The sequence below is a fragment of the Collinsella sp. AM41-2BH genome, assembly GCF_003468085.1.
Lineage (GTDB): Bacteria > Actinomycetota > Coriobacteriia > Coriobacteriales > Coriobacteriaceae > Collinsella.
In genome coordinates this window covers 100,839-117,038 of sequence record NZ_QSGH01000005.1, presented here as the reverse complement: position 1 = coordinate 117,038, position 16,200 = coordinate 100,839, and the positions used below count along the sequence as shown (strand labels likewise).

At 62.3% G+C, this 16,200-nt stretch carries 13 protein-coding genes; 2 read left to right on the top strand and 11 right to left on the bottom strand.

Going from position 1 to position 16,200, the window contains the following annotated elements:
- Positions 1–148 precede the first annotated feature (148 nt).
- The 5 genes from DW899_RS04050 to DW899_RS04030 form a co-directional block, all read right to left on the bottom strand.
- The gene (locus DW899_RS04050; protein WP_117800079.1) at positions 149–2,815 is read right to left on the bottom strand and encodes an ABC transporter permease; all 2,667 of its coding nucleotides are present in this window, start codon (positions 2,813–2,815) and stop codon (positions 149–151) included.
- A gap of 8 nt (positions 2,816–2,823) precedes the next feature.
- Positions 2,824–3,537, bottom strand: coding sequence for an ABC transporter ATP-binding protein (locus DW899_RS04045; RefSeq protein ID WP_117640505.1), 714 nt, complete (start codon positions 3,535–3,537; stop codon positions 2,824–2,826).
- Positions 3,538–3,826: 289 nt separating this feature from the next.
- Positions 3,827–5,032, bottom strand: coding sequence for an ABC transporter permease (locus tag DW899_RS04040; protein ID WP_117800078.1), 1,206 nt, complete (start codon positions 5,030–5,032; stop codon positions 3,827–3,829).
- Positions 5,019–6,206: an ABC transporter permease gene (locus DW899_RS04035; RefSeq protein WP_117800077.1), complete on the bottom strand. Its 1,188-nt coding sequence runs from the start codon at positions 6,204–6,206 to the stop codon at positions 5,019–5,021. Before DW899_RS04035 ends, DW899_RS04040 begins: the two co-directional genes overlap by 14 nt.
- Positions 6,207–6,215: 9 nt before the next feature.
- Positions 6,216–7,154, bottom strand: coding sequence for an ABC transporter ATP-binding protein (locus DW899_RS04030; RefSeq protein ID WP_117800076.1), 939 nt, complete (start codon positions 7,152–7,154; stop codon positions 6,216–6,218).
- Between the two features lie 211 nt (positions 7,155–7,365).
- On the opposite strand from DW899_RS04030, the gene DW899_RS04025 reads away from it, so the two are divergent.
- Both DW899_RS04025 and DW899_RS04020 read left to right on the top strand, forming a co-directional pair.
- The gene (locus DW899_RS04025) at positions 7,366–8,511 is read left to right on the top strand and encodes a sensor histidine kinase (RefSeq protein ID WP_158566568.1); all 1,146 of its coding nucleotides are present in this window, start codon (positions 7,366–7,368) and stop codon (positions 8,509–8,511) included.
- Entirely contained in the window at positions 8,508–9,137 is a 630-nt protein-coding gene (locus tag DW899_RS04020; RefSeq protein ID WP_117800074.1) for a response regulator transcription factor, read from the top strand. The genes DW899_RS04025 and DW899_RS04020 overlap by 4 nt, the downstream gene beginning before the upstream one ends.
- 799 nt (positions 9,138–9,936) lie before the next feature.
- Here the strand turns inward: DW899_RS04020 and DW899_RS04015 are convergent.
- The 6 genes from DW899_RS04015 to DW899_RS03990 all read right to left on the bottom strand — a co-directional run bounded on the left by DW899_RS04015 (position 9,937) and on the right by DW899_RS03990 (position 16,187).
- A complete protein-coding gene (locus tag DW899_RS04015; protein WP_117630030.1) occupies positions 9,937–10,278 on the bottom strand; it encodes a 4Fe-4S dicluster domain-containing protein in 342 nt (113 codons plus the stop codon).
- A 7-nt stretch (positions 10,279–10,285) separates the two neighbouring features.
- Complete coding sequence (locus DW899_RS04010) at positions 10,286–11,374, bottom strand: nickel-dependent hydrogenase large subunit (protein ID WP_117630031.1); 1,089 nt, start codon at positions 11,372–11,374, stop codon at positions 10,286–10,288.
- Positions 11,375–11,379: 5 nt separating this feature from the next.
- Complete coding sequence (locus tag DW899_RS10530) at positions 11,380–12,099, bottom strand: NADH-quinone oxidoreductase subunit C (protein WP_158566567.1); 720 nt, start codon at positions 12,097–12,099, stop codon at positions 11,380–11,382.
- Positions 12,099–12,716 (bottom strand): NADH-quinone oxidoreductase subunit B family protein, encoded by a 618-nt coding sequence (locus tag DW899_RS04000; RefSeq protein WP_117800073.1) that lies wholly within the window; start codon positions 12,714–12,716, stop codon positions 12,099–12,101. Before DW899_RS04000 ends, DW899_RS10530 begins: the two co-directional genes overlap by 1 nt.
- Positions 12,717–12,728: 12 nt before the next feature.
- Positions 12,729–15,611: a proton-conducting transporter membrane subunit gene (locus DW899_RS03995; protein ID WP_117800072.1), complete on the bottom strand. Its 2,883-nt coding sequence runs from the start codon at positions 15,609–15,611 to the stop codon at positions 12,729–12,731.
- 180 nt (positions 15,612–15,791) lie between these two features.
- Entirely contained in the window at positions 15,792–16,187 is a 396-nt protein-coding gene (locus tag DW899_RS03990; RefSeq protein WP_117800071.1) for a helix-turn-helix domain-containing protein, read from the bottom strand.
- Between the last annotated feature and the right edge of the window lie 13 nt (positions 16,188–16,200).

Sequence of the window (16,200 nt, the reverse complement as noted above, 5' to 3'; positions counted from 1 at the left end):
CTATCCCCTCGGTCTATATGGCGTTACAGACATAGAGGATGGTACCCGTTAAAGTAGGGTCGAAGTCAAGCACAGCCACTCATTGGGGACAGACTTAAATGAGTGCTTGCCGCCCGGCCGGCGAATCGGCAAAGACTGTCCCCGATGACTACTCCTGCACCTTGAGGGCTTCGGCCAGGCTGACGCGCTTGATGGAGCGCGTGTGTAGCAGCGCCACGACCAGGTAGGTCGCAAAGCCGATGCCGACGCATGCAGCCATGGACCAAGCGGGCACGTAGATCTCGATATTGCCGTTGTAGGCGAGCAGCATCGAGCGGAAAATCGCGGTCAGCGAGCCAATGATCACGGGCAGGCTCAGCACGAGTGACACCGCCACGCACAGCGTGATCGAGCGGATGTACAGATGCGAGATCTCGCTATCGCGATAGCCAAAGACTTTCATGTAGCTGATCGAACGGGCGCTGTGGTCGATCACGGCCTTGGTCAGCAGGTACATAAACAGCAGGAAGATAAACACCGCGAGCCCGATCATCATTCCGATCATTTTGCTCATCATGTCGATGAACTGATCACCCACGGCGCGCATGTCGTCGGGCGTGGTGTCGCTGGCAAAGTAGCGCGCGCCGAGGTCGAGCTTCTCGTCGCTCACATAGCCGTTAAAGTAGGCGGCGTCGTTGTCGAATAGCTCGTTAAAGTCGTCGATACTCATATAGATATTCATGTCCGACTTGGATCCCCAGGCACAGTCCTTACCCGCGTACTCAAGAGAATAATGCTCGCCCTCGTACTTGTCGCCGAGTGTGACCTTCTGGCCCTCGCTCCAGCCAAACTTGTCGAGCAGACCGCCGCCAAAGACGACGCGCCCATCGCCGACGTCGAGGCCCTTCCAGTAGCGCGAGTTGGGCGAGATGCCGTAGACGGAAATCGTCTCCTGCCCGTTTCCGTCGCCGCGGTCGTACTGCAGCTGGTAGACAGCGTATTTCTCGGCCTGCGCGATTGCGCCCGCGCCGTTGTCGGTCGTATTGACCGGGTGGATATCGTCGTTGTCGGTGTCGATTTTAGAGGCCTTGTCGATCAGGTCAATGGCCTCGTCGCGGTCGCAGCCAAGGGCATCGGCCAGGTCGTCGAGGCGCGCGTAGAGCGCATCCTTCTTGTCCTTGACCTTAGCAAGCGCATCCTGCGCCGCAGTCAGGCTCTCGGCAGACGGAGATGCGGTCGCGGCATCGGCTGCCGTCTGCGCCGCATCGGCCGCGTCGTCGAGCTCGTCATCCGCATCCTGGGCGGCGGAAAGCAGCGCGCCGTCAACCGACTGCAAGCGCTCGAGCGCCGACCACTGCTCACGCTCCTCGGCAGTGCCCTCGAGCTCCAGCGGAGCCTTGAGCGTGTACTGGTGCTCGGCGACCAGGCTTGTCTCGAGGTTGTCGGCGTAATGCGTCATCGTGGGCAGAATCGCCAGGCCAAAGAGCAGCAGCAGCGAGGCAAACGCAATGCCCACGAAGAGCGTGGCGAAGTTGCCCAGGTTGCGCAGGAAGATGCGCAGGCGAAAGCGTGAGACAAAGCCCATGCGCTCCGGCAGCTGCAGGCCGCGCTTGGTGCCCGATTTGCCGCTCGCCTCGTGACGAAGGAACTGCAACGGCGTCTTGCCCATCTTGCGAAGCAGGCCCACCAGCGTGATGAGGATGAGCGCGGCGGCAGGGACCACGGCGCACTTCACAAAGATCTCCCAGCTCCAGTACACCTGGAAGGGAGGCAGGCTGTACGAACCGTAATAGAGGCCGCGCATGGGCTCGGTAAAGAACGCGACGCCGAGCGCGGTGCCCAAAAATGCCGCGAGCACGCCCACGATGGCGGGAAGCGCCAGGTAGTGCAGTACGATCTCGCGACGGCGATAGCCGCTGGCGAGCAGCGTGCCGATAATGGCGCTCTCCTCCTCGATGGTGGCGTCGGTGAGCACCACAAAGACAAACGCCATGATCACGATGATGATGTCGAGCAACGTCATCCACATCATGGAGTCGCCGTCCACGTCGTCGCGCGCATAGCCAATGCCCTGGTTGGAATCGACATCGATCAGATCGTCGACGCGCGCATCGGCATCGGTCAGCGCCTCGACCATATCCTGCTCTGCATCGATGCGATCCGCGGTGGGGAGATCGCGGTCGGTAAAGGTAAAGGAGTAGGTGTAGGCAGGCGCGCCGCCGGCGTCCTCAAGCGCGGCAAAGCCGGCGTCGGTGACCTCGGCCACACCGTACGTGATGGTGTTCACCGTAAAGTCCGAATTGTTGAGGAACAGTGCCTGGCTATCGGACTGCGTCATGATGCCGCAGATGGTGTAGGTGCGCCCCTCGAGCTCGACCTTATCGCCCACGGCGAGGTCGTTGTTGGTGGCAAAAACGCGGTCGATGGCAACCTCGTCTTCTGCCTTGGGTTCCTTGCCCTCACAGTAGGACGCAATGTTCACCTTAGTGCGGTGCGCATAGGTGCGCAGCGTGCGCTTGGTGCCGTCGTCGCCGGCGGTCTTTTTGATGATGGCGTCGACGGAGAAATTCTTGTAGAGCGTGACGCCGCCGACGTCGCCGGCTGCATCCTCAGCGGCCTTGAGTTGATCGTCGGTAGCCTCGAAGGAGGTGGTCACGCGGCCGTCCTCAATCGTGTATGCATCGCGCATGTCGTCGATAAGGCAGCCGATGGAATGCGCCGCGAGCAAAAAGCCCGAGGTGAGAGCGATGCTTCCGCACATAAGCAAAAAGATGCCCAGGTACTTGCCGATATTGCGGCGCAGCTCGCGCGGGAGTCGCTTTGCGAGAGGTGTCATGGCATCGCCTACCAATCGAGCTCGGCGGCCGCAACGGGCGACTCGTTGAGCCCATCCTCGACGATGCGGCCGTCGCGCAGGCGCAGCACGCGGTTGGCCATGCGGGCGATGGCGGCGTTGTGGGTGACGATGATGATGGTGCAGCCGTAGGTGCGGTTAACATCCTCCATGAGCTGCAAGATTTCCTTGGATGTCTTGTAGTCAAGCGCGCCGGTGGGCTCGTCGCACAGCAGCAGGCCCGGGTTTTTGACGAGTGCGCGGCCGATGGCGCAACGCTGCTGTTGGCCGCCCGAGACCTGGCGCGGGAACTTGTTGCGGTGCTCGTAGAGGCCCAGCGAACGCAGCAGGTCGTCGACATTGAGCGGGTTTTTGGACAGGTGCGCCGTGACCTCGATGTTCTCCTTGATGGTGAGATCGGGCACCAGGTTGTAGAACTGGAAGACAAAACCCAGCTCACGGCGGCGATACTCGCCCAGATCGGTAGGTTTGAGCACCGTGAGGTCGCAGCCGTCCACCATGATGGAGCCACCGTCGGCATCCTCCAGGCCGCCGATCAGGTTGAGAAAGGTCGACTTGCCCGAGCCCGAGGGCCCCAGCATGACGCAGATCTCGCCGCGGTTGATGGACGTGTCGATGCCATCGAGTACCGTCAGGCGCGCATCACCGTCGCCGTAGTGTTTCCTGAGCCCGCTGACCTGGACATAGGCTTGCTTTGTCGACATGCTATCCCCCGTTGTTAGCCTTCTGCTACTTTTCTAGGGTAATAGTAAACCCAGGCGAACTATTTTTAAGCGACAGGCGCGATTTTTTCCAAACCAGTCATTGGGTACTCATTGGGGACAGACTTAAATGACTGAAACCACTCATTTAAGTCTGTCCCCAATGAGTGGTCGTCGTTTAAGAACGTCCCCAATGACTAGGTGAAAAGGAGTGTCCCCATCTGCCGGCAGAAAAGGAACGTCCCCAAGTGACGGGTTCCCAAGTGACGGGTTCCCAAGTGACGGGTTGTGGTTAGGCGTGGGATTTGTTGTGGGCGAGGGCTAGGCCTACGGCGGCGATGGCGGCGGCGAAGAGCACCGTGACGCCTAGGTCGCAGGCGATGTCGCCCAGCACGGCAGACGTCAGGTCCGAGGCAAGCGCCTTGCCGATCGCGTCGTTCACCCAATACGTCGGCACAAAGTGCGCCACCGTCTGCACGGCCGAACCCATCAGCGACAGCGGCATCCAGGCGCCACCCAAAAACGTCATGAGCATGCCGAGTAAGTTGCCCACACCGTTGAGCAGCTCCTCGCGCGCGCCCAGGCTCGACAGCGTAAAGCCAACAGCCAGCGGCGTGCACGCCAGGGCAAACGTTGCCGCCAGCGCCAGGCACACGCGACCCACGCCGACCTCGGCAACCGCGCTGGCAAAGCCCACGACGCCCATCATGCTCGACACGAGCCAGATGCAGACGGTGAGCACGGCGGCGGCCGCGAACACAGCGAGCGAACGCTGGCGCTCAGAGACCGGGCTGGCATGCATGCGGCGCACGCGCTCGGGCTCGTTCATGCCCGAGAACACCAGTCCCACCGACACGATGACCGACGAGATGATCGCGTACGCGCCAAAGTTGAAGTACGACTCGAGCGTGGTAGCAGCAGTCGAGTCGACCTTGACCTGCTCGATCTGGACCTCCGCGCGCTTTGCGGCCGCGTGCTCGGCGGCCCTTGCGACGTCGCCGTTGGAGGCAGCGGGTTCAAGCGCCGCCGCGGCGCCCGCGAGCGAGATCCAGCGCGAGGCCTCGGCAGACGAGAGCGCCGCCGCCATGGTGCCGGAACCGTAGGTCACGTCGAGCTTGGGCAGGGCCTCCCCCGCACGGGCGGCTGCAACAAGATCGTCCTCAAACCCCTCCGGGATAAAGAACACGCAATCGGCACTGCCCTTGGCGCTGTTGCTCTTGGAGAGCGCATCGGCAAGGTCGTACGCGTCGTCGCCGATGCCCGTGACCAGGTCAAAGCGTGAGCCCAGGTGCTTGGTAAGCGCCCGCGAAAGGTCGCTATTGTCGCGGTCGACCACGATCACGTTGGTGTCGTAGGGCTTGTACTCGGTAAGCTGCGACGAGTTCCAGCTCACCGAAGCCGCGATGAATACGCCCATGAGCGAGATGAACACCGTATAGATGAGCAGGTAGAACGGGTGCGCCAGCGCCATGCGAAGCGCGGTCTTAAAGGTGCTCATAGCGGCTCCTTCCAAAGATCAGCGTAGCGGCGGCGACAAACACCAGGGCCATCAGGACGAGCGCGCCGACGCGAACGGCGAAGGGCCCCAGGTCCTCAAAGAAATACAGGCGATTGAACATGTCGCAGATGAGCTTGACGGGGTTGAGCCAGCACTCGACCGGACAAGCGCGGGCGACGTCGTCGGCAAGCGCCATCGCCGGCTCGCCGTAGAGGCCGGCGAACAGGGCGCACGTGGTGGCAAAGCCCGTGAGGATGCCCGACTTGGATGCCTTGCCGCCCTTAACGGGAAGCGTGCCCACAAAAAGCCCCAGGCCCGTGGCGGCAAGCGCGGATGCAGCCCCGCCCAGCAGGCACAACCCCTCGCGCCCGCCAAAGTCGACGCCCACGACCAGGCGCACGTAGCCGATCGCAACCGCCATCGATGCAAAGGAAACCAGCCACGAGCCGACAAAAATGCCGGCCAGCGACGCCGTCTTGGAAAGACCGCCCACGCAGCGGCGCGCGCCGAGGCCGGACAGATTGGGCTGCAAATCGACGACGCTCAAGGCGGCAAACTCGGCAGACATCATCGCGACCAGGCCAAAAAGCGCGTAATAGTAGATGACCGTGCCATCGGGCGTGGCACGAGTCAGGCTCACGCGGCGGGTTCCGCCCTCGAGCGACAGGGCGCGCGCAACCGCCGCCGGATCGGCGAGCGCCGCCGGGTTGTCCTGGGCAATCTGGGACATGAGCTCGGCATTTTGCGTATACGAGCTTGCCACCGTTTCAAGGATGCTGCGGTCGGTAAGCACCGACGAGGCGCGCGAGCTGTCGTAACTCGATAGCAGCGTGAGCCTGGGCGTGCCCGCGGCATCAACCGTATAGATGCCCGCGACCTCGCCGGCCTTGAGCGCTTTGCGCGCGGCAGCCAAGTCTTCGTACTCGCTCACATCGAGCAGCTGGTCGTCGCCTGCCTTGGCAAGCGAAGCTGCCACATCCTTAAAGGTCGAGGCATCCCAGGCCTCGTCCGCCACGACGGCAACCGGCACCGGGTCGACCGTGCCGTCGGAGCTGAGGTTCGCAAACATAAACATGAACATCGTGGAAAGCGCGATAGGAAAGAGAGCGCCCCAGACCCACGTGCTCGGCCGGCGCAGCAGCGTCTTGACCGTGGTGATGATGGTGTTGAACATGGCCGCCCCCTAGTCGCGCAGCTCGCGGCCGGTGATCTCGAGGAACACGTCGTTGAGGGTCGGCGGTTCGGAATAGATGCGGCCGAGCGGCACGTCATGCGAGCGCAGCGCATCGAGAATGTCCGTCAGGTTGTGCGGGCTCGCTTCGCACGAAAACGTGAGCTGTCCCGCCGTTGCCGAAAGGTCCAGAACGTGCGGCAGGCTTGCGACGGCACCGAGCGCCGCACTCGGAACCTCGCCGACCTCGATTACAATCTTCTCGCCCATCTGGATCATGCGCTTGAGCTCGTCGTTGGTGCCCTGCGCCAGCACGCGGCCGCCGTCCATGATCATGATGCGGCTGCAGATCTGCTCGACCTCCTCCATGTAATGGCTGGTATACACCACCGTAGCGCCCTCGTCGCGCAGGCGGCAAATGCCCTCCAGGATGGCGTTGCGGCTCTGGGGGTCGACCGCCACCGTGGGCTCGTCAAAGAAGATGAGCTCGGGCTTGTGTGCGATGCCGCAGGCAATGTTGAGGCGACGCGCCAGGCCGCCCGAGAGCTTGCCGGGGCGGAACTTGGCAAAGTCGCCCAGACCGACAAAGTCGATCGCCTCGTCCACGAGCGCACGGCGGCGCTTGCGGTCGTTGACGTAAAGACTGCAGAAATAGTCGATGTTCTCGCGCACCGTAAGCTCGTCAAACACCGCCACCTGCTGCGGCACCACGCCGATGCGGCGCTTGAGGTCGTAGCGGGCGGGCGTCATGGGCTCGCCGAACAGCTCGATGGTGCCTTTGTCGTAGGCAAGTAGCTGCAAAATGCAGTTGATGGACGTGGTCTTGCCCGAGCCGTTGGGGCCCAGCAGGCCAAAGATCTCGCCGGGGGCGATGCTCAGGTTAAAGTGGTCGAGCGCAATAAGGTCGTCATAGCGCTTGACGAGGTTTTCGACGCGGACGATGTCTGTCATGAGGCGGCCCTTCTGTTGCTTGCGGCCCGGTACGATTGCATCATCGCAGGAGCGGACGGCGCGCACCAGTGAGCTTTGTCACGAGTGCGAGGGGGCGGAGGCGAAACCCCCGCTTGCGCGAGCGATCGACGACGCTTTGCCGCGCGGGAGGAATGTCACGGTTGCGCCAGGCGGCCCCTCCACCACGCGCGGCTTCGCGTACAATACCCGTATGAACAGGCTTTTCGACAAATCGATCGTGCTGGCGTGCTGCATTGCGGCCGCCATGGGCCTTGCTGTGGACGCTCGCCTGGTTGCGGCGTTTTGCCTTGGAGTTATCGCCACCTCGCTGGCCGAGGTCGCACAGGAGGAACGCACGCGCCGCACAAGCGAGGCCGCGAGTTACGTTTACATCATCGCGGCTGTCTTCGTGCCGCCGTTTGTGCCGTTTGCGCCCCTCGCCCTCTATGACATCGCGCGGCGCGTGCGCCGTGAACACGTTTGGGTCGCGCTGGGCATTGGCGTCGCCTTTGCCTTTGCGCTCGTCGCGGACCTTCGCGTCGATGCGCTCACCGCCCGAACGCTCCTGCTGACCGCCATCCTTTCGGTTGCCGCCGCCTTGCTATCGCTACGTACCGCCCAGTTGGAGCGCGAGCAGCAGCGCATGCGCCGCACCCGCGACGAGCTGCAAGAACGTGCTCTGGCGCTCGAAGCGCGCAACCGCGATCTTGCCGACCGCCAGGACTACGAAGTCGAGCTTGCGACACTCGCCGAGCGCGCCCGCATCGCGCGCGAGATCCATGATAACGTCGGGCACCAGCTCACGCGCGCTTCGCTTCAAACCGAAGCCCTGCGCGTGGTCCATGCCAACGAGCCCGGCGTTGCCGCCGATTTCGCCGACGTCAAATACACCGTTGACGAGGCGCTCCAGCTCGTACGCGCCAGCGTCCATGCGCTCAACGACAACGCCGTCGACCTTTCCGTGCAGCTCGAACGCATTGTTGCAGGCGCGCGCTCGGACGGCGGCCCGCAGATTGAGCTTGAAGTTATGGCCGAGCATGCGCCCGCCAACGTCGCCAACTGCTTTGCGGCGGTCCTGCGCGAGGCGCTCTCCAACACCATGCGCCACGCTTGCGCCCAGACCGTCGCCGTACGGTGCATGGAGCATCCGTCGTTTTACCAGCTCATCGTCACCGACGATGGCACTGGCGGAACCCGGACGGGTGCTCGCGGCATCGCCGAGGGCATGGGGCTCGCCTCCATGCGCGAGCGCATCGAGGCGCTTGGCGGCACCTTTACCGCCGGTCCGCGCGCCGGCGCCGGCGGCTGGCGTGTGTTTGCCACCGTTCCCAAACCGCAAGGAGATGAGGCCCGATGAGGCTCATTGTTGTCGACGACGACCGCTTGGTGGTCGATTCGCTCAAGATTATCCTGGGCGCCCAGCCGCAGATCGAGGTAGTGGGCACCGGCGCCAATGGCGACGACGCGGTCGCGCTCTACGCCGAGCACGCGCCCGACATCGCGCTGCTCGACATCCAGATGCCGGGACGCGATGGCCTTTCGGCCGCGCGCGAGATCCTTGAGCGCGACCCTGCGGCGCGCGTGGTATTTCTGACGACGTTCTCGGATGACGAGTACATTGTGTCGGCGCTCAAGCTGGGCGCCCGCGGCTACCTGATTAAAACCGATGTCGCCGCCATTCCACCGGCGTTGGCGCAGGTTATGGACGGTAAGCGCGTACTCGAGGGCAAGGCAATCGAGGACATCGATTTTGACGGAACGGGCGTCGAGTCGGGCACGCTCCGCCGGCCCGCGGCCTTTGCCGGCCTGACCGACCGCGAATTCGAAGTCGCCGAGCTCATCGCCCGCGGTCTCGACAACAAGGAGATTGCCGCCACAGCTTATATGGGCGAAGGCACCGTACGCAACCACATCAGCTCAATCCTAGCCAAAATGGGCCTACGCAACCGCACGCAGATCGCCATCGCCTACCTGCGAGGGTAATTACCCGAAGACCGATCGCCCCGGCATAGCAAAATGGCTGCTACCGATTTAATGCCATTTCAAAACTATGCCGGTTTACTACGATGAATCGACCACCTTCGACCACGGCAAATTGCGCGCTTCCAAAACCGCAGGTAGAACGCTTGCAATATTTAGAAAAATGCAGTCATGGTCGGGAATGCCGAATTCATCGTAGTAAACCGACATAGTTTTATTCGCGACGGCCCTGCACGAGTGCCTCCGCAAACCTCGCGAGACCAAAATGATCCGTTTTCTTCCGCCCACGGAGATCGGCTGACAGCGCCCACCACGAAATCGGCCCATCTACTACGTTTGACCCGATACCCCTGACCATAGCCGCGTTTCATGAAAAACCGCAGGCGTTCTACCTGCGGTTTTCATTTCGCATTGCTTGCCGTGGTCGAGGGCTGCCGCCTAAACGTAGTAAATGGGCCGATTTCGTGGCGGCCGGATCACGCAGCAGCCTTCGCAAGGCAAAAATGATCCGCTTTCCTCCGTCCATGGGAGATCAAGAGCTGTTACGGATATGGTGCCATTTCAAAACTATGCCGGATTACGGAGCTAAAGTCGGGGCCCTCATCCATACCTTCATTTTTTGAAAAACGGCAGGCTATCTACCTGCGGTTTTGTTTTTGCGATTTTCTATATGGTCGGAGGTTCGCCATCCAGCCCCGTAATCCGGCATGGTTTTGTTAGCGGCGGCCCAACCGCGCGTTTAAGCGCGGGGCCGGCGGGGCATTTTTGCCCCGCCGGCCCCTATTCCAGTTCTACTCCTGCGCTACTCCGGCTTGGTTTCTACTGTGGGAGTCTTGTCCGCTGCGACTGGGGTGCGGGCGGTGTCCATAGTCAGGCAGTGCTTGGGGCAGCTCTCGATGCACTCGCCGCACACCACACAGGCATACGGGTCGATCGACCACGTTCCACCCTTGCGATCGACTGCGAGCGCGCCCGCCGGACAGCGACGCGCACACATGCCGCAGCAGATGCACGCGTCCATGTCGTTGACGATATGCCCGCGCAAGCGCTCGGGTGCCGCGAGCTTCTCCTGCGGATAGCACACCGTTACCGGCTGCTTGACCATAGAGCCCAAGGCCGTCTTGGCAAATGTCAGCAAACTCATGCCGCGCCTACCTTTCCGTGCAGCTAATGCAGGGGTCGATGGTCAGGATAATCATGGGCACGTTGGCAAGGAGCACGCCCTGCAGCGCATGTGTCAGACCCGCCAGGTTCTGCGACGTCGGCGTGCGCACGCGGAAGCGGTCCAGGTTCTTGGTGCCGTTACCGCGCACATAGTAATACGCCTCGCCGCGCGGCTGCTCAATCACAACCTCGCCGCGTGCGCCGTCGGCCGGCGTAAGCTTGGTGCGCCCGCCGATCCCGTCGTGCGGAATCTTGCCCACAAGCTCCTTAATGATGTCCATGGCCTGCGTGACCTCGGCACAGCGCACCTGGCAGCGGGCATAGCAATCGCCATCGGTGGCGACAACCGGCTCAAACGCAGCCAGGTCCGCATAGGCACCGTCGCTAAACATGCGCACGTCGTAGTCCACGCCCGAGGCGCGCCCAAACGGGCCGACCATCGACAGATCCAGCGCGTCCTTCTTGCTGATCACGCCCACGCCATGCAGGCGCTCGCCACAGCTGACGTCGTCCAAAAACGTATGCACCAGGGCCTCGTAGTCGGGACGCATGGCATCGAGCGTCTGGACAATGCCAGCCAGCTCGGAGTCCTCAATGTCGTGCTTTAGGCCGCCGATCTCGTTAATCGAAAGGATCACGCGGCCACCGCACGTGCTCTCGAAGATCTTGAGAATCTGCTCGCGCAGGGTCCACGACCGATAGAACAGCGCCTCGAAGCCAAAGGCATCGGCGAGCAGGCCCAGCCACAGCAGGTGCGAGTGGATGCGCGAAAGCTCGTGCAAAATAGTGCGGATATACTGCACGCGGCCGGGCACCTCGATGTCGAGCATGCGCTCGCAGGCGCTGGCATAGCCGTAGCTGTGGCCCACGGCGCAAATGCCGCAGATGCGCTCGGCGATGTAGCCAAACTGGTGCATGTCGCGCTTTTCGGTGAGCTTCTCGAGTCCGCGGTGCACAAAGCCGATCTGCGGAATTGCCTCGATGACGCGGTCGTCCTCGATCACCAGGTCCAGATGAAGCGGCTCGGGCAGCACCGGGTGCTGCGGGCCAAACGGAATTACGGAGCGATGAGCCATGGACCTTACGCCTCCTTTTTCTGCTTGTCGCGGGCGGCCTTGGCGGCAAGCGCCGCACGGACCTTGGCCGCTTTCTCGGGATCCATGGCGGCGAGCTTTGCCTCCATCTCGGCGGCCTTGAGCGCGGCCTTCGCAGCGGCATCGTCATGCTGGGCATCGGAGCCGGCAGCAGCAGCGGGCTGAGCAGCGGCAGTGCCCGCAGCATCGCCGGCACCCGCGGCACCCTCCCCCGCAGCAGCCGCAGCCGCGGCGGCCTTCTCGGCCGCGGCCTTGCGCGCCTTGGCCTCGGCGGCCGCGCGGACTTTCATGGCCTTCTCGCGCGCAGCCTTCACCTCGGGCGTGATGACGCTCATGGGTTCGGCAGTCGAGACCTGGTAGAAAAAGCCCTTAAAGTCGATCTGCATGTCGGTGATGGCAAGACCAAACAGGTCGTGGGCCTCATTTTCAAACGGGAACACCGCGGGGTAATACGAGCTGATGGACGGAATCTCCTGGTACTGGTCGATGCCCTCGACCACCAGGTTCTCGATCGCATAGCTGCCGTCCTGCGCAATATGCTCCTGAGCAGCACGGACGTTGATAAACGTATAGACCAAGCGATACGAGCCGTCGTCGACGTTGCGCTCGGCGTGCATCTGCACAAAGCGCGCGCCGACGCCCTTGAGCGCCTGGACATGCGACAGGAGCTCGTCGATCCCGACGGTGGTATAGATAGCCTTTTGCATTACTCGGCCTCCTTTGCAGCGGCGAGCGTCTCAGCAGATGCGTCGCCAGCGGCGGGCGCGGCGGACTTCCCGGCAGGCGCGTCACCGGCACCGTCAGCCCCGGCCCCCGCAGCCACAAACCCGTCCTCGCCCAGCTCAACGCCACCGTCCCAGGTAGCGGCACCGCCCACGGTGAGCGGGTCGCCGCCGGCGCGCATCACGGCCTCCTTCTGGTCCAGGATGCCGCACGCCTCCACGATGGCATCGATCACGGTCTCGGGACGAATGGCGCATCCGGGCGCGTACACGTCCACGGGAATTGCGCGGTCCACGCCGCCGATCACGTTATAGGCATCGCGGAATACGCCGCCCGAGCATGCGCAGATACCGCAGGCCACCACGCACTTGGGCTCGAGCATCTGGTTGTAGATCTGGCGCACGACGGGCAGGTTCTGGGCATTGACCGAGCCCGTCACCAAAAAGATATCCGCATGCTTGGGGTTGCCGGTGTTGACCACGCCAAAGCGCTCCGCATCGAACAGCGGCGTGAGCGAGGCCAGCACCTCGATATCGCATCCGTTGCAGCTCGAGCCGTCGTAATGAATAACCCACGGCGAGCGCGACATTTTATGATCCATGGATGCCGCCTCCTAAATAAACACGTCGACGAGGATGGGCATAAGGTTGAGCAGGCCAAACACCAGCGCCACGCCCCAGCCGAGCTTAAAGCAGCTGCGCCAGGTGCTACGGGCGAAGGTGTTATCGATCAGTACCTCGACAAAATACGTCGCGACCATCACGACCAGGGCAACCACCCAGCTCACCGGGTTGTCCCAGACAAAGAACATGCCCACCCACATCAAAAACAGCACGGTCTCGCACCAGTGCATAAGGGTCATCTTGGCCAGTGTGCCGCCGCTCATCTCGGTGGCGACGCCCTGGACGATCTCCTGATGCGCGTGATGCGAGTACGAAAGGTCAAACGGCGACTTGCGCAGCTTGATGGTGAGCACCGCAAGCAGCGCCAGGAAAATGGGCGCACTGTACACGATGATGGGCGCCGACTGCCCGGTCACGGCGATGGAATCGAAGCTATCGGTGGCGAGATACAGGCCCACGCTCATCAGCAGAACGGCGGGCTCGTAGCTCATAACCTGCAGCAGCTCGCGATCGGCGCCGACCTGCGCAAACGGGCTTTGCGTCGAGGCGGACGCCAGCACCACAAAGATCGCGGCGAGCGTCACCATAAAAGCGCACAGCAGCGTGTTGGAGCCCGACACAAAGATGCCGCCGCCCACGACGGTAAAGATGAGCGCGCACGCCATATAGGTATCGTCCATGGTGTTTACGCTGGCAGGGGCCTTGCGCAGCAGCTTGGCAACGTCGTAGAAGGGCTGCAGCAGGCGCGGGCCCACGCGGCCCTGCATGCGAGCCGAAAGTTTGCGGTCGATGCCGTCGATCAAGCCGCCCGCAAGCGGCGCCAGCAAGGCAAACGCCACGGTGCCAATAAAGATGCCCACAACGCCCGAACCTTCGAAATACTTGCCGCGCAGCACCGAGGGCGCGCTCATGGCAAGCCGCTCGGGCCCAATCCATGCGCAACACAGCAGCGCAAACAAGATAATGCTGCAGCATACGACGCTACCCGCGGGGCCAATACGCTTCTCGCCAAGGGCGTCCTCCGAGTACCAATTGCGCTTTTCGGCCTTCACCTCGTGTCCCATCGAGCCGCGGAAATGGCGATATTTGTCGGTTCCCACGCCCGAAAGGTACACGTTGACGTGCGGTTTGTTGCTCACGCGGAATGACGTCAGCAGCACCACGGCGATAAAAGCCACGATAACCACCATCAGATACATGGCGTCCTTGCCAATAACGTACGGCACGCGGCCAAACACCATGGCCAAGTAAGGCGACACCAGACCGCTCGAGATAACCGGAAACGCCACGCAGCACAGAATCAGCAGCGCGGCGATGGTGTTGAGGGCCATCCATTCGGTCTTATGGACATTGACCTCAACGTTTTGAGCCGTGGGGTCGACGCCCGAAAGCTTGGCAAGCCACTTGCCCCAGAAGTAAAACGTCGCGGCCGAGCCAAAGGCAAGCACCATGATCATGAGCACGTTGCCGGTCTGCGCAAACGCCACCAGGGCGCCCCACTTGGACACGAGCATGCCAAACGGCGCCACAAACATGCCCATAATGCCCAGCATCATCAGACGCGTCAGGTGCGGCATGCGGCTGAACATGCCGTCCATGTCCTCGATATTGCGGCTGCCGATATGATGCTCGGCCGTGCCCACGCACAGGAACAGCAGCGACTTGGCCACCGTGTGGAACAGGATCAGGAAGATGGCGGCCCATACGGCCTCGGGCGCGCCGACACCCAAGCAGGCACTGATGAGGCCCAAGTTGGAAATGGTGGAGTACGCGAGCACGCGTTTGGCGTTGCTCTGCGAGATGGCCATGAGTGCAGCGAGCAAAAACGTGATGGCACCCACACTCGTGACCATAAAGCCGGTCACGGGGTAGATGGCATAGAGTGGGCTCAGCTTGACCATCAGGAACACGCCGGCTTTGACCATGGTTGACGAGTGCAGCAGGGCGCTCGTGGGAGTGGGTGCAACCATGGCACCCAACAGCCAAGTGTGGAACGGCATCTGTGCGGCCTTGGTGAGCGCGGCGAGCGACAACAGGATGACCGGCATCACCAGCAGCGCGGACTGCGCGGTTCCGGTGCCGGAAAGCTCGATCATGCCCGAGATGGTCAGCGGCATGCCGTTAACGTGCAAGAACATAAGCCCCGCCAAAAACGCGATGCCGCCCAGCATGTTGAGGATGATCTGGGTAAAGGCGTTTTTAATGGCCTCGGGCGTGCGCGTGTAGCCAATCATAAGGAACGAGCACACGGTGGTGATTTCCCAACCGCAGAACAGCCACTCCAGGTTGTCGCTTATCACGATGACGAACATAGCCGAGAGGAACAGGAACATGAGCGCCAGGAATTGCGGGCGACGGTCGGGCGCGGTCTGCCCGCGCAGCGCGGCCTCGTGCTCGTCGTGCGCCTGGAAGTCCTTCATGTAGCCCAAGGCGTACACGCAGATCAGGCTGCCGACGATGCCGATGGCGAGGACCATGATCACACTCATGTAGTCTAGGTAGAGCGGTGTCGCCGTGACGGCTTCGGTCGCGGGCAGCGTCATGGCAGCGAAGGCGAGCGAGCCCACCAGCTGGACTATGCCGAGCACCGTGGTGAGCACGTTCCTATATTTGTACGCGTTGTACAGGATGACAGCACACAGGATGACATCGATGGCGGAGCTGATGATCGAGAGCATATGCGAGGTGCCGGGGGCAACCTCAAAGCTCTGCGGACCCGCACCAAAAAACATGACGGCGACTACAACTGTCACCGCCATAATGATGCCGGCGCCTATGAGCCCCACCGCGTCGCGGGTGCGGTCACCGTGCGCGAGCAGCATGCCCAGCGCCGGTACCAGCGGAAACAGGGTAAGGAAATACAGTAGCGTCATACCATCACTCCCCCATGCAAAAACGCTGCAATTGTTTAACGTTATAGCTCAATTGAGGAGTAGCGGCGGCAGGTTTTCGGTCAACTGGGGAGTTTTAAGCGTACGGGGCAAGGACGCGTCCGCTTTGGAGCAGAGGGGCGGCAAGAAAAATGCGCCCCTGTGGGCGCACCATCCCATTCGCTATTTCGCCTTTTTAACGCGCGGCTTGCGACCGCGCGGCTTATCGGCCAGCGCGGACTCACCGCTCTCGCGATACTGGCGGCACCAGGCCTTGACCGAAGACTCGCTGGGGATCTTGTGCTTGATCATGGCCTCGCGAACCGTCAGGCCGTTTTCCAGGCGATCCTTTACCACGGCGAGCTTGACGTCGTACGAATACGTGCGGTGATGCGAACCCGCGTTAAGCACGGCGTCGGCACCGCCCACGGCGTATGCGCGGGCCCACTGACGAGCCGTGGCCTGGGGAATGCCGAGCTCCGCGGCGAGGGCACGATGACCGACCCCCTCTTGGAGGACCTCGACGGCGCGCTGCCTGACCTCGGGCGCATGCGTGCGAGTCCTAGTTGCTTCTGACATACCTGCCACTTCT

Coding starts and splice junctions, on each gene's coding strand:
- DW899_RS04050 (WP_117800079.1), bottom strand. CDS start 2,815: ATGACACCTCTCGCAAAGCGACTCCCGCGCGAGCTGCGCCGCAATATC.
- DW899_RS04045 (WP_117640505.1), bottom strand. CDS start 3,537: ATGTCGACAAAGCAAGCCTATGTCCAGGTCAGCGGGCTCAGGAAACAC.
- DW899_RS04040 (WP_117800078.1), bottom strand. CDS start 5,032: ATGAGCACCTTTAAGACCGCGCTTCGCATGGCGCTGGCGCACCCGTTC.
- DW899_RS04035 (WP_117800077.1), bottom strand. CDS start 6,206: ATGTTCAACACCATCATCACCACGGTCAAGACGCTGCTGCGCCGGCCG.
- DW899_RS04030 (WP_117800076.1), bottom strand. CDS start 7,154: ATGACAGACATCGTCCGCGTCGAAAACCTCGTCAAGCGCTATGACGAC.
- DW899_RS04025 (WP_158566568.1), top strand. CDS start 7,366: ATGAACAGGCTTTTCGACAAATCGATCGTGCTGGCGTGCTGCATTGCG.
- DW899_RS04020 (WP_117800074.1), top strand. CDS start 8,508: ATGAGGCTCATTGTTGTCGACGACGACCGCTTGGTGGTCGATTCGCTC.
- DW899_RS04015 (WP_117630030.1), bottom strand. CDS start 10,278: ATGAGTTTGCTGACATTTGCCAAGACGGCCTTGGGCTCTATGGTCAAG.
- DW899_RS04010 (WP_117630031.1), bottom strand. CDS start 11,374: ATGGCTCATCGCTCCGTAATTCCGTTTGGCCCGCAGCACCCGGTGCTG.
- DW899_RS10530 (WP_158566567.1), bottom strand. CDS start 12,099: ATGCAAAAGGCTATCTATACCACCGTCGGGATCGACGAGCTCCTGTCG.
- DW899_RS04000 (WP_117800073.1), bottom strand. CDS start 12,716: ATGGATCATAAAATGTCGCGCTCGCCGTGGGTTATTCATTACGACGGC.
- DW899_RS03995 (WP_117800072.1), bottom strand. CDS start 15,611: ATGACGCTACTGTATTTCCTTACCCTGTTTCCGCTGGTACCGGCGCTG.
- DW899_RS03990 (WP_117800071.1), bottom strand. CDS start 16,187: ATGTCAGAAGCAACTAGGACTCGCACGCATGCGCCCGAGGTCAGGCAG.